This is a genomic window from Paenibacillus anaericanus, from assembly GCF_003994475.1.
Lineage (GTDB): Bacteria > Bacillota > Bacilli > Paenibacillales > Paenibacillaceae > Fontibacillus > Fontibacillus anaericanus.
Genome location: NZ_RZNY01000033.1, coordinates 1 through 13,625, shown reverse-complemented (window position 1 = coordinate 13,625; position 13,625 = coordinate 1). Strand labels below are relative to the sequence as shown.

Annotated in this window: 11 protein-coding genes; 8 read left to right on the top strand and 3 right to left on the bottom strand. The window is 45.3% G+C overall.

The window, feature by feature from the left end:
- Positions 1-39 precede the first annotated feature (39 nt).
- Genes kduD through kduI form a run of 3 tightly spaced genes read right to left on the bottom strand, consistent with a single transcriptional unit; the run spans position 40 to position 2,460 of the window.
- The gene (gene kduD, locus EJP82_RS24215) at positions 40-795 is read right to left on the bottom strand and encodes a 2-dehydro-3-deoxy-D-gluconate 5-dehydrogenase KduD (RefSeq protein WP_127194643.1); all 756 of its coding nucleotides are present in this window, start codon (positions 793-795) and stop codon (positions 40-42) included.
- A gap of 45 nt (positions 796-840) precedes the next feature.
- Positions 841-1,593: a DeoR/GlpR family DNA-binding transcription regulator gene (locus EJP82_RS24210; protein ID WP_127194642.1), complete on the bottom strand. Its 753-nt coding sequence runs from the start codon at positions 1,591-1,593 to the stop codon at positions 841-843.
- A gap of 33 nt (positions 1,594-1,626) precedes the next feature.
- Complete coding sequence (gene kduI / locus EJP82_RS24205) at positions 1,627-2,460, bottom strand: 5-dehydro-4-deoxy-D-glucuronate isomerase (RefSeq protein ID WP_127194641.1); 834 nt, start codon at positions 2,458-2,460, stop codon at positions 1,627-1,629.
- Between the two features lie 243 nt (positions 2,461-2,703).
- Here kduI and EJP82_RS24200 point away from each other — a divergent pair, with 243 nt between their 5' ends.
- The 8 genes from EJP82_RS24200 to EJP82_RS24165 form a co-directional block, all read left to right on the top strand.
- Positions 2,704-4,377 carry a hypothetical protein gene (locus tag EJP82_RS24200; protein ID WP_127194640.1) on the top strand — a complete coding sequence of 558 codons (1,674 nt, stop codon included), beginning with the start codon at positions 2,704-2,706 and terminating at the stop codon, positions 4,375-4,377.
- Between the two features lie 95 nt (positions 4,378-4,472).
- Positions 4,473-4,955, top strand: a complete 483-nt coding sequence (gene ybaK, locus EJP82_RS24195; RefSeq protein ID WP_127194639.1) for a Cys-tRNA(Pro) deacylase — start codon at positions 4,473-4,475, stop codon at positions 4,953-4,955.
- Positions 4,956-4,983: 28 nt separating this feature from the next.
- The gene (locus EJP82_RS24190; protein WP_127194638.1) at positions 4,984-5,922 is read left to right on the top strand and encodes a carbohydrate kinase family protein; all 939 of its coding nucleotides are present in this window, start codon (positions 4,984-4,986) and stop codon (positions 5,920-5,922) included.
- A gap of 165 nt (positions 5,923-6,087) precedes the next feature.
- Positions 6,088-7,044 (top strand): 3'-5' exoribonuclease YhaM family protein, encoded by a 957-nt coding sequence (locus EJP82_RS24185; RefSeq protein ID WP_127194637.1) that lies wholly within the window; start codon positions 6,088-6,090, stop codon positions 7,042-7,044.
- Between the two features lie 510 nt (positions 7,045-7,554).
- Entirely contained in the window at positions 7,555-7,818 is a 264-nt protein-coding gene (locus EJP82_RS24180; protein WP_127194636.1) for a hypothetical protein, read from the top strand.
- Entirely contained in the window at positions 7,815-9,083 is a 1,269-nt protein-coding gene (locus EJP82_RS24175) for an MFS transporter (protein ID WP_127194635.1), read from the top strand. The genes EJP82_RS24180 and EJP82_RS24175 overlap by 4 nt, the downstream gene beginning before the upstream one ends.
- A gap of 18 nt (positions 9,084-9,101) precedes the next feature.
- Entirely contained in the window at positions 9,102-9,812 is a 711-nt protein-coding gene (locus EJP82_RS24170; RefSeq protein ID WP_127194634.1) for a thioesterase II family protein, read from the top strand.
- Positions 9,809-13,625: condensation domain-containing protein (locus tag EJP82_RS24165; RefSeq protein ID WP_148125756.1), on the top strand; the 3,817-nt coding region annotated here is incomplete at its 3' end. The genes EJP82_RS24170 and EJP82_RS24165, both read left to right, overlap by 4 nt.

Here is a 13,625-nt window from a genome sequence, read left to right as displayed (position 1 = left end):
ATAAGGTACCGGGGTTGCTAATTCATGATTTGGAGTAGATTATCTAGCCAACCATCCACCATCAACAGCTAGTACATGACCATTAAGGTAATCGGAAGCAGCGGATGCAAGGAAGACTGCAGGGCCTTTAACATCTTCAGGAGTACCCCAACGTGCAGCAGGAATACGCTCAAGAATAGAATTAGAACGGTTCTCATCGGCACGAATTTGAGCTGTATTGTCAGTCGCCATGTACCCTGGAGCAATAGCGTTAATGTTAATGCCAGATCCTGCCCACTCATTGGCGAATGCTTTGGTCAGACCAGCTACACCGTGCTTACTAGCAGTGTAACCAGGTACGTTGATACCACCTTGGTAGGAGAGCATAGAGCAAATGTTGATGATTTTACCGGATTTTCTTTCTAGATAGTGACGACCAGCAATCTGCGATAAGAGGAATACGGTGTTTAGGTTCAAATTAATCACGTCGAACCAATCTTTCTCACTGTGATCTTTGGCAGGCGTACGACGGATGATACCCGCATTGTTTACAAGAATATCAATATGGCCGGTAAGTTTTAGAGCTTCATCAAAGGTAGCTTGAAGTGTGCTGTGGTCTCCAAGGTCAGCTTCAATTCCAAGTGCTTTTACGCCAAAGGCTTCCGCAGCCTTCACAGTATCATCACTTGAAGTAAGTGAAGCAGATACGATATCTGCGCCTGCCTCAGCAAATGCTAATGCAATACCTTGTCCGAGCCCACTAGCTGCTCCTGTTACGAGTGCTGTTTTTCCTGATAAGCTGAATAATGATGACATAATATTAGTCGCCCCTTTAATTGCTGAATTAGAAAGCCTGCTCCATTAGCATTCGATCGTTACCCCTGCACTACGGAATTGCTCTGCCGTCTCAGAAGAGAGGCCTTTATCCGTAAGAATGGCGTCGACCTCCTGTAGGGAAGCGAACGTGCGCAGTGCAGTGTGTCCAAATTTATGATGATTTACAACGGCGAATACTTCGCGCGATGTGGATACGAGAGCCTGTTTGAATTCAATTAAATCTCCTGTGAAAATGGAAAGTCCATTCTCGATATGAACGGCTGTGGCCGAGAGAAATGCTTTTTTAATATTAAGCTTTTGCACGTAAGAGACGGCTTCAGGTCCTGCCAGCATATTGCGGACACGATAACCACCGGGTACGACTAAACGAATATTATCTTTTGGAGCAAGTTCGCTAATGATGTACACATCATTGGTGACAACGGTCAGAGGTATATTGTCAAGCCGACGGGCAATTTCAAGTGTCGTACTTCCGCCGTCCAGAGCCACAATGTCGTCCTCTTCAATATGAGCAAGTGCGCGCAGCGCAATCTCCGTTTTTTCCTCGGAATATTTATCGAGAGGTTTCTTAGAGGGTAGAATACCAAATTGGTCGCTCTGCGCCAGCACAGCTCCGCCATGCACACGCACGATCAAACCCTGCTCCTCAAGCTTGCTTAAATCCTCGCGGATCGTTTTCCCCGTTACCTGGAGTCGATCGCTCAGCTCATTCACCGTTACATCCTTTTTATTTAGCAGAACTTCCATAATCATTTCGTATCGTCGTATAGGGTTCATAACCTGCCTCTTCTTTCCATAAGTAATTTATCTCTATTGTAGTTCTTTTATGGAGACAGGGTCCATATCATCATATCTTTTGTTATCTCCGGCCATGCTCCAGATAAATGTATAATTGCTTGTTCCAACACCGCTGTGGATCGACCAGCTAGGGGAGATTACGGCTTGCTCATTACGCATCACAATGTGACGAGTTTCGCTCGGCTCACCCATGAGATGGATTACAACAGAATCATCTGGAAGATCAAAGTACATGTAAGCTTCCATACGTCTAGGATGTGTATGTGCAGGCATCGTGTTCCACATGTTTCCTGGTTTCAGTTGAGTCATACCCATGACGAGTTGTGCACTTTGTACGCCATTGGCATGAATAAGGCGATGAATCGTACGCTCATTCGAATTCTTGATATCACCAAGTTCTCCAGATTCAGATTCAGCTAACGTTGTCTTGGTTGTAGGAAAGGATTGGTGTGCAGGAGCTGAGTTCAGATAGAATTTCGCTGGTTTAGCAGCATCCACGCTTTTAAATATGACATCTTTGGATCCTTGGCCTACATATAGACATTCTTTTGTATCTATTTCATATTCTGTTCCGTCTACGACCACAGTACCTTTGCCACCTATATTGATGATTCCCATCTCACGGCGTTCTAAGAAGTAGGTTACTCCTAGTTCCTTCATGTCTGTTGTAAGAATAACTTCTTTCGTAACTGGCTGTGCGCCACCGACAATCATTCGGTCTTCGTGGGTTAGTACGAGTTTCAGCTCATCGGGAGCAAATATAGTAGGGATGTGAAACTCCTCGCGGAGCCGCTCGGTATCAAACTTTTTGACCTCATTTGGGTGTGAAGCATAACGTCTTTCCATTAGATATTCAATCTCCTGTCAGATATATTTGTTGTGCGTATAAGTACAATTTACTCCATTTAAGTTCATTTTGCAAGTTCATATTCTAGTTATATGTTTATTTAGGTTTATTTAGTGGTTCGTATGGTTGCAAAATGGAACATAAGTATGCACAATAGAAGCTAAACTGACTTAAAGTTTCATGGGTAAGGAAGATCTGAACTAACAGAGGATATGTTATATAAATTGGAGAGGTGTTCATTCATGGAGGAACTTCACAAGGCTCAAAACCCGTATAAGAAAAGACAGACTGAGCTCATTCACAAAATTGCAGAGGCGGCGTATCATAACCCGTTGCTGGAGAGTAGCTTATGGTTTCATAACGATGTACGCAACAATTTTTATTATGCTTCTTATTTGTTTGCTGCTGCAGTAGATATTCAAGCAGAGGTTTCTTTCGACCGGAAGGTAGCCAAGAATAAAGCGGAAGCAGTACTGTTAGAAGTTTTAATGTTGCAAAATCGGCAACCCGGTACTGAGTTATATGGTCATTGGCCGCTTGGACTACATCCAGTTCCTAGAGAGGCGCCGCCGCATGAACTGCCTGTTGAAATCATGGGTGGTCTAATGGCTTACTTCTTCAGAGAGTATGGAGAACGGCTGAGCACCGATCTGCAAATTGAATTTCAAACCGCATTTATACATATTTACAACAGTGACTTCTTCCGTAAACCGGTTATAACTTATGGGCATCACGAAGCCAAGTATACAGCGGCAAAAATCATATTTGGTACATTGTTTAACGACGTTGAGCTAGTGGAGGATGGCAGACGAAGTCTTGAGGAAACGCTCACCTATATTCGGGCAAAAGGAATGCCGGAGTATGGTTGTCTACCTTGGTTCTGGCATTGGGTGCAGGCTTTTACCTGTGCGTTGGAGTTCGCAGATGCGGAAGATAGTGATCTCCACACTAGATTAAAGGAAATGCTAGATCACTTGTGGAGTGAACGGGCGCAATTTTATCTTCAGGGTTCATGGGTCGGGGCACATTCCAGGGGATGGCCACATGATGTTCCGGGTGATGCCAATGTCCTTCATGATTATGTACAATTCGGCGATTTCCAGTTGCCTGAAGTTATGCCGCGTACAGAGTATGCGGGGTTTCTGTTCTATGAGGCGCCAGCGAATGCACGTAAGGTGGCGCTGGATCGCAACATTCCGGTGGAAGTAGCCAAAGTGACACAGAAAGTTATTCCAACTGTTCCCGAATCTCAGCCGTTGTTACATTCTTACGCCTATATTACAGAGGAATATGCAGTGGGTGGGATGTGGGAGCGGGTAGAGGAATTCGATAATGAGCAGCTTCGCTGGACGTATTCTCTACCGCTGAGCGGGTTGGATGGTACGAACCAACTTTATTTTTTCAACCCGGGTCAAGGTTATAACGAAGGTGATCTCCGCCATCAAAGCCGCTATGGAGAAGTTTTATTCCATCAGAGTGTTGTTATGGAGCTTTATCCGGTTCCGTTCGGAGAACCAAACCAATTGATTGGCGTACTGCCAAAGGGAGAATGGCTACAGAAACAACGGGCACTGTTTGGAAAGGTGGGTAATTGCTACTTTGCCGCCTACTTATCCCATCCATATGAGCTGATAGACCGAGGTGGATTCATTGAGGTTTCAGCCGAAGGGCTACCGGGTGGAATCGTAGTAGAAGCCGTAAGTGTGAAGGATGCTGCAGAGCTTGGAATCATCCGATTCGAGGAGTTTGCCAACAAGATGATTGGACAACCACCGAAATTCAGTGTAGGTGAAACAAACCCACTTCAGGCTGATTATACAAGCTTAAGAGGAGATCGGCTACAACTTCATACAGGTGGTAAGAGGGCAGCTACTATAAACGGAAATCCGATATCGTTCGATAAATATTCTGTATAATATTGCTTTTCGATTTCTTATTCAGTAGGCTAGAATCAGTGATTTAAGCAGACAAACAAGTCCTATGAATAGGAAACCAGAAAGGTAGATTGATTATGCAAGTAACGAAAACGAATGCTATGCGAATGCTTGATGCGAAGAAGATATCATATGAAGTCATTTCTTATGACAATGAGGATGGATTGATCCATGGAACAGCGGTAGCTGAGAAAATTGGCAGAGCACCCGAGGGTGTATTTAAAACACTTGTAGCACATAGCGGACCCAACCTTTACGTATTTGTCATACCGGTAGCTAGTGAACTTGATTTAAAGAAGGCAGCTAAGGCAGCAGGAGAGAAGAAAATCGAAATGCTCCCGGTCAAGGATTTATTGAAATGGACAGGGTATATTCGCGGCGGTTGCTCCCCGGTGGGGATGAAGAAACTTTATCCAACCTTTATTGATAACAGTGCAGAGCGACTGGCGTTGATGGCTGTTAGCGCCGGAAAGATTGGCCTACAGATGGAGCTTGAACCCGCGATTCTTGCTGACATTGTTAGAGCAAAGTTTACTGAGTTGGTTAAAGAACTGAATTAGTGTAGTTTAGAAAGGTTAGGGATATCTGATGAAGACGGTATACGTGCTTGGTGAATTGAATGTGGATATGATCGTAACTGGAACCGATGTGATCCCAGAGTGGAACCGAGAGAAATTAGTGGACTCGTTCGATATCGTTCTTGGATCTTCATCTGCGATAACTGCGTGTGCACTTGCGGGTCTAGGAATGGATGTACGCTTCGTAAGTGTTGTTGGAAATGATGAATTCGGGAATTATTGTATCGAGCAGTTGCAAAGTAAGGGTGTAAACACGGACGGGATTATTAAGAAAGAGACCGCGAAGACGGGAGTTACATTATCCCTCTCTACTCCTCAAGACAGGGGTTTACTTACCTTTATGGGAAGTATCTCTGATCTTGCACCTAGAGATATGCCGGAATCTCTGTTTGAAGAGGCAGACCATGTTCATTTTGGTTCCTACTTCTTACAAGACGGGATGAGGGATCATTGGCAGGGGATATTTGATCGGGTTCGGAAAAATGGAGCCACCACTTCCTTTGATACAGGTTGGGATGTTCGTAATCAATGGGTTAGGGTAGGGATTCATTCTCTGCTAGGAGAGACAGATCTCTTTATCCCTAGTGAAGAGGAACTGCTTCATATCTATGGAGTGTCTACACTAGACGAAGTTTGGCCTTTACTACCCGAAGGACATCATGGAGTTGCGGTAAAAAGAGGATCTACTGGTGCAACGCTCTATGGTGAGGATAAACAGCTTGTTGAAGTTAATTCCTATAAGATCACACCAATCGATACAACGGGTGCGGGCGACTCCTTTAATGCCGGACTAATTCATGGATATCTAAATGGAAAACGTGGGCAAGAGTTGCTACTCTTTGCCAATGCATGTGGGGCATTATCTACGCAACGTGTAGGCGGGGCTCAGCAGGTATCATCATTAGAGGAAGTTGAGATATTTCAGAATACACATGCAGTTCGAGATTAACTAGAGCCGTCTTATAAGCGCTTGTCATCGGGCAACTCTCAGATTTGTGGTACAATACAGAATATAACTTAAATCCCGCCAGTAAGGGGGATTTATTGTTTTGATGCAGGTTTAATTTCATTTGAAAGTTATATAATGAACCTATCATTTCTGGGAGGAATATACGTGACATTGATCAACCAGCTTAGCAGTCAAGACGAGATTGTTGGATTTTATTTATTGAAGGAACTCGAAATTAAACAGACAAATAGTACGCCACCTAAGGATTATTTTGATATCATGTTATGTGATTCCAGTGGGCAGATATCGGCGAAATATTGGGATGCTTCGGCTACCGATAAAGAGACCTTTTTTCCAATGGGGCTGGTAAAGATACAAGGTGTTGCTCACACCTATCGGGAGAGACTACAGGTTAAAATTACGAAAATCCGGCCTGCTACTGAAGCGGATGGGGTATCGTTGACTGATTTCGTTCGATCTGCGCCAATCAGGCCTATCGATCTGATTCATACGATCCAGGGAGCAATCGCCAGTATTTCCGATGAGGAGATTGCGGCAATCGTATCCTTCTGTGTGGATAAAGTGGAAGAGAAATTGATGCATTATCCAGCAGCCAAAATGCATCATCATGATTATTTTGCGGGACTCGCTTATCATATGGTACGTATGCTAGAAATCGGAGATTTTCTATGCAAGCAACGACCGTTTCTGAATTCAGATTTCTTGAAGGCGGGAATCATTCTACATGATATTGCCAAACCAGAAGAAATGGTTGCCCAGCTCGGTATTGTGTCTGAATATAGTGTTAAAGGTAAATTAGTTGGTCATATCTCGATGGCCTCAAATTGGATTACGGAGGCGGCGATCCGCTTAGGTTACGATCTAGATTCGCATAAGGTGCTCGGTTTGCAACATCTAGTGTTGTCGCACCACAACTTGGGTGAATGGGGGAGTCCTGTTCAGCCGCAGACAGCCGAGGCTGTTGCCCTGCATCATATCGATTCGCTTGATGCTAAAATGCAGATGGTGGAGGATGCTCTTGCTACGACTCCGGTTACGGAGGAGTGGACGCCATTTATCCGAGGGTTGGAGAACAAGGCGATATATAGATTGAAAGTATAAACCAATATTGCCCATGCTCGTAATGCATATAGGTAATGTCTATTCATGTACTACGACTATTAACGAAAAATGACTCGAGAAATGGTCGCTTTTTCAAAGTGACCATTTCTCGAGTCACAGTTTAAATGGAATAAAATGCAGCATTCAATTTGTCGACTCTACGGCTGAATGCTGTATTTTTTTGTCGATTTTAGAAGCTAAGGCTTCTGTTTTCCCGCTATACATAGATAGGCATTCTCCCACTTAATATCCAACTTTATGTGTTTAAGTCAGGGAGATAAAGTGACATTCTTTTTTTGGAAAAATGATCGTTGACTAGATCATTAAGCCAAAATATAATGAAATTAGTAATACTTGATTTTAAAGTAATTATTTGTATGAACATCCAGGTCTGTTTGCGCGAACGTTTGCATAATAATTTTAAGTATCCTCTGACAAAAGATTTGTTAGCGCTTTCTCTTTGTTTTAGCGAGTCCATGTATTCAAATAATTAATGTTAGGGGGACATGAATGAATAATATTATTTTTCAATACATGGTTCACAAATTCATCGATCATGAAGTTATCCTACTTATCCTCCCTGTCCTTCCATCCATCCAAGTACAGACCAACGGTTTTAATATAAACCCAATGCTTAGTTACTACCCTCTCGCACATGCTGCACACTTGTTCAATGCCTCACAATATTCGGTGGCTAACATATATCAACTTACGAATATGTTCCTAGAAGAGTTCCAGCACATTGTCGATGCCGAAGGAGAGTGTGTCCAATGAACTCTGACGCTTTAGTAGCTACTCAATCGCAGGAAACAGTCTTGCATTCTCAGCCGAAGTCGCTTCTGTATAATCGAACATTTTTGTGGATTTATGCGGGAAGTACTTTATCAATTACTGGCGAAGGATTCCACTCCATTGTAATTGGTTACTGGGTGCTAACGACAACGGGTAGCGCGAAGGCGATGATGACGATCATGCTGATTCAGATGATAAGTGGCCTCGTCCTGGGAAGTATAGCAGGAACACTCGCTGATCGCTATAATCGCCGGATGATCATGCTTAGTATGGATATTCTCCGGGCGTTACTAATTGCGGGAGTAGCCGCGGTCTTTACCTTTGGGGAAGGCAATGCATGGTGGTGGTTGATCGCACTGCTGGCGTTGATCAGCGCGGCTTCGCAATTCCATAATCCTGCGTTTGCCTCATCGCTGATTTATATTGTGGGAAAAGATCAAATTCAGCGGGCAACGAGTCTGATGCAAATTACGGATACGCTGGCACGACTGGCTGGGTTGTCGCTCGGAGGGGCAGCAGTCGCCATTTTTGGAGGACCTGCATCGGTTATCGGTGTTAGCGTTGCATTCATCATCTCTGCTTGTTGTGTGAGTATGTCCGGTTCTTTTCCAAAACATGAGCGGCTGGATGAGGAAAAGATGGGTTTCTGGGCGGATTTCAAGCACGGCCTTTCTTATATCCGTACACACTCCATTGCACGCTCAGTTTCTATCCTCTTACCATCGATTATGGTGTTTTTTGTCGCTTCGATGATGGTATTCCAAGTGCTCGCTGTAACAGTTTGGCAGGCGACTCCGTGGCAATTCGGTATGTTGGAGGCAATCATTCCAATTGGATATGCATCGGGAGCGGGGCTTATCGCATTCATGGGCAGTAAGCTTGTAAAGCGCGGACTGTGGGTGAGTCTAGCGATCTTGCTGGCTGGACCGAATTTGATGTTGCTTGCTTCTATACACCATGTTTATTTATCAATCCCGTTTGTCTTTCTCATTGGATTTATTCTGGCAATCGGCACCGTCATCGTAACGGTAATGTTGCGAACAGAAGTGAATGCCGAATATCAGGGCCGTGTGTTCGGGACCATTGGATCACTTTCTAGCCTCGCCACACCAGTGGGAATCATTTTATCCGGCGTGTTCTCCGACCTATACGGCGCTGACCTCGTATTGATGCTTAATGGATTAGGATTAACGCTAGTAGCAGCGATTTGTGTGTATTTTTTGAAAGAATTACGTAAGTACGATTAATAAAGGGGGGGCGGGAGTATGACGAGATTAAATCTATTTTTCTTTCCATACGCAGGAGCTTCCGCATCGGTTTACGAAAGGTGGACAAGCTTACTTCCTTCTTCAATTCGGCTTGTCACTGTCGAACTTCCGGGAAGAGGAAGGCGCTTCGGCGAACCGTTGCTGACCTCCGTCGAAGAGATGGTGGAGAATGTTCAGCATTTGCTAATTCCGCATCTCGACTGCGGTCCATATGCACTGTTCGGGCATAGTTTGGGCAGTATTATCGCCTATGAGATGAGCCACAAGCTGGACAGTATGGGGTATCCACAGCCAGCCCATCTCTTTGTATCAGGGAGATCAGCTCCACATGTGTTAGAAGATAAGAATATACACCAATTGCCAGACGATCAGTTTCTAGCAAAGATTCAAGCATTGGGGGGAACACCGCCGCAGTTTTTTGAGAATGAACAGCTGTTATCTTTGTTCTTGCCGATTTTGAAATCGGATTATAAAGCGTCTGAAAATTATCGGTTTAATGAGAGACGCCAACGATTGTCTTGCGGTATTACTGTTTTCTCGGGTTTACAGGACGGGGATTATGATCCGTTGCAATGGAGCGAGCATACGACAAACAGATGCGAAGCCTTTAATTACGAAGGGGGGCACTTTTTCCTTCACGAACATGCAGAGCATTTAGTAGGAAAAATTCATTCACGACTGTTACAACGAGGAGGAATAGCGGAATGACAAGTTTAGTCGAGCTCTTACTGATCCGAAGAGACAGCGCCAAAGGGATAATCTTTATTCGCGGAGGGAAGGAAGAAACCCTATCGTATGGAGAACTGTTACAGCGTTCGTCAGCGTTGTTAAGACGTATACAGGATAAGGGACTTCAGAGGGGTTGTGAAATTGTATTCCTGCTGGAGGATCAGGAGTTGTTTCTGACCTGGTTCTGGGCTTGTCAGCTCGGAGGTATGATCCCGGTCCCGTTATCGGCCAGTGCTAGCGAAGAAAATAAACGAAAGCTAATCAAAGTCTTTCAAAAGCTTAGCTCGCCCTATCTGGTCATCGAGGATGAGAGGTTCCTCGGACAATGGAGTGATGAGAAGCAATCGGAAGAGCAAGTTGAGTTCTTTACCAAGCTACGAGAAATGACTTGGGTCACGGGAAAAGATGATTTGTGCGAAGGTCCCCCTGGCGAAATTCACAGACCCCAACAAGATGATTTGGCGTTCATCCAATTCTCCTCAGGATCGACTGGAGATCCGAAAGGCGTCATGCTAACACATTCCAACCTGCTTACGAATATGAAGGCGATTGTGGCTTGCTCCGAAGCGACCAATAACGATTCCTCGCTCAGTTGGATGCCGCTCACGCATGATATGGGTTTGATCGGATTTCATTTGACACCCCTACTAGCCAATATGGATCAGTATTTGATGTCTACAGCTTTATTTATTCAGCATCCAACAATGTGGTTTCAGAAGGCTAGCGACCACCGTATTACGACATTAGCATCACCGAATTTCGGGTACAATCATTTTTTGAACTACTATAAGAAGAATCAAGCAGTAGGTTGGGATCTGTCGGCAGTACGCTTGATATTCAATGGCGCCGAACCGATATCGGCCAGGCTGAGCCAACAGTTCATGGAAGAGATGGGCTCCTACGGTTTGCGGTCTAACGCTGCATTCCCGGTTTACGGAATGGCGGAGGCAAGTCTTGCGGTTATGTTTCCTCCCGTTGATGAACCGCTTCTAGAGGTTCGAATCGACCGTGAGACCGCAATCGGAGAACTGGTCAAGGAAATATTTGAAGAATCAAGTGAACTTGCCGCTTTGTCGTTTGTCGATGTCGGTATGCCGGTGAACGATTGCCAAATCCAGATATGCGATGATGGCGGGAACCTGTTGCCAGAAAAAACTATAGGAGAAATTCAAATCAAGGGTCCGAATGTGACAAGCGGATATTATCGCGATCCAATCTCCACGGATAAGACGATTACAGTGGATGGTTGGCTAAAGACAGGTGATCTCGGATTTATGCGGAATGGACGTCTAGTCGTAACAGGCAGAAAGAAGGACATTCTGTTCGTAAATGGACAAAATGTGTATCCGCATGATTTGGAGCAACTCATCGAAGAGATGGAGGGAGGGAAATTACGAAGAGTCGCAGTATGTGGTGCTTTTAACGAACAATTACAAACTGATGAAATCATCGTATTTGCCATTTATCGCGGCAGCATACAGTCATTCGCACCTCTGGCGGAAACAGTGGAGAGGTGCATTCGCGAACGTGCGGGCCACGAGGTTGGTTGGGTGCTGCCTGTTAAACAACTGCCGAAGACCACTAGCGGTAAATTGCAGCGATATATTCTTGCAGAGCAGTACCAGAGTGGGCAATTTGAGCAGGAAAAGGAAGCGCTTCGTCAAATCAAGCATGATGCAGTGCAGCAGTGCGAGGCTGAGTGGTCGGAGGATGAGACCGAGCAAGTCCTGCAATGTATTTGCTCGGATGTATTGAATACAGGACCCTTGAATGTGGACGATTCTTTACTGGACATTGGCATCAATTCTTTGAAAGCGATGATGCTTGTATCCGCAGTAACGGAGAGATTCGGTATTCAATTTTCAATCAGACAGATCTATTCTGCTCCTACGATACGCGAACTGGCCAACCTAGTGCGGACATCTGAGACAGAGAGTAAGAGCGTAATCGGCAAGGCCGAGTATCTCCCTTATTATCCAATAACGAGCTCACAGAGCCGGGTTTATATGCAAGAGCAGTTGGGGGGTATCGTCACCACATACAATATTCCAGTTGCACTGAGCGTATCGGGATCTATCGATCTAGATCGCGTGGGACAAGCGCTTCGAACGCTGGTCAGCAGGCATGAGTCGCTACACACTTCGTTTCACAACTTAAATGGCGAAGTGGTGCAAAAAATTGAAGATCAAGTATCGTTTGCACTTGATGTGGTAAATGGGAATGAACAAGAGCTCCCCGAATTAGTAGAACGATTCGTTCGACCTTTCGAACTGTCGAAGGCGCCAATATTCCGCGCCCAAGCCATCCGGGTGGTGGAGGACCGTCATGTCCTGCTTCTGGACACACACCACATGGTATGCGATGGTATCTCGCTGAATGTACTGATTGAGGAATTCATAATACTTTACAAAGGGGAAACGTTAGGAGCAGTCCCGATACAGTATAAAGATTATGCATTGTGGTCTATCCGTGAACAAAGCATGGAAAGGATGGAACGGCATCATAGTTACTGGAAGAAGCGTCTCGAAAGACCGATCCCAGTTCTGGAGATGATCCTTGATCACATTCGTCCAACAGAACGGACCTTCGAGGGAGATCAGATAAGATTGTCGATCCCGGTCCGAACCGTTCGTCGGCTTAATAAGCTATCAAGTGTCTACGGGGTCACAGAATACGCGGTATTATTATCCATTTATACATTGCTGCTGCACAAATATACATCGCAAACGGATATCATCATCGGAGCGTTAATGGCTGGAAGGCTTCACACAGAAACGAGCAAGACCGTCGGCATGTTCAACAATTTCTTGCCGATTCGTCAAGAAGTGCATACGGAACAGCCATTCATCGATTTATTGCACAAGACGAACGATACGCTTCTGGACGCGTACGATCATCAGAAAATGCCGTTTGAAGAAATTGTTGCGAATTGTAGACTCGTGCAAGACCGTTCTCGTAATCCTTTGTTCGATACCATGCTTATTTTTCATAATCAAATGGATAGGAAAGTGGATTTTGAAGGGGGGGGAGTTCGATTCAGTCAATTGGACATACCCTGCACAACCTCTAAGCTCGATATGAAATGGGATGTATTTCCGGGTACCGCCGGACAATTGGATTGTGTGCTGGAATATAACACCAACTTGTTTCGAAGAGAGACAATGGAGCGGTTCGCCGAGCGGTTTGTCCAGCTTGTGGAAGAAGTAGCGACGCACCCAGAACGGACGATGGAGAAGCTGGAGATGATGAGTTTGGAGGAGAAGGAGCAATTGCTTCGCGGATTCAACGACACAGCTGCGGAATATCGCCGCGAGGCAACGTTGCATGGACTGTTCGAAGAACAGACATACCAGCAACCTGAGAAGGTCGCTTGGCGGATGGATTCCAGCACGTTGACCTTCAAAGAACTGAACGAGAGAGCAAATCAGCTAGCGCGGCGACTTCGACAAAAAGGTGTTAGGGCGGATGTGATCGTAGCGATTGTAATGGAGCGCTCGGCGGAGATGATGGTCTCGCTACTTGCTGTGCTCAAAGCAGGCGGCGCTTACCTACCAATCGCGCCAGACTTCCCGGCGGAGCGTATGGGATACATGCTGCAAGATAGCGGAGCAACGATCGTGCTGACACAAGATAAGTCACTCAGTGAGCTACGGGAGAAACTTGGTTCATGGCATGGCGAGTGGATGAATGTATCGGAGAAGAGCGGGTACGGAGCGGAGCAAGTGGACAATCTGGAGCCGCTCGGCGATTCGCGTCAGCTAGCTTATGTGATTTATACATCCGGATCAACTG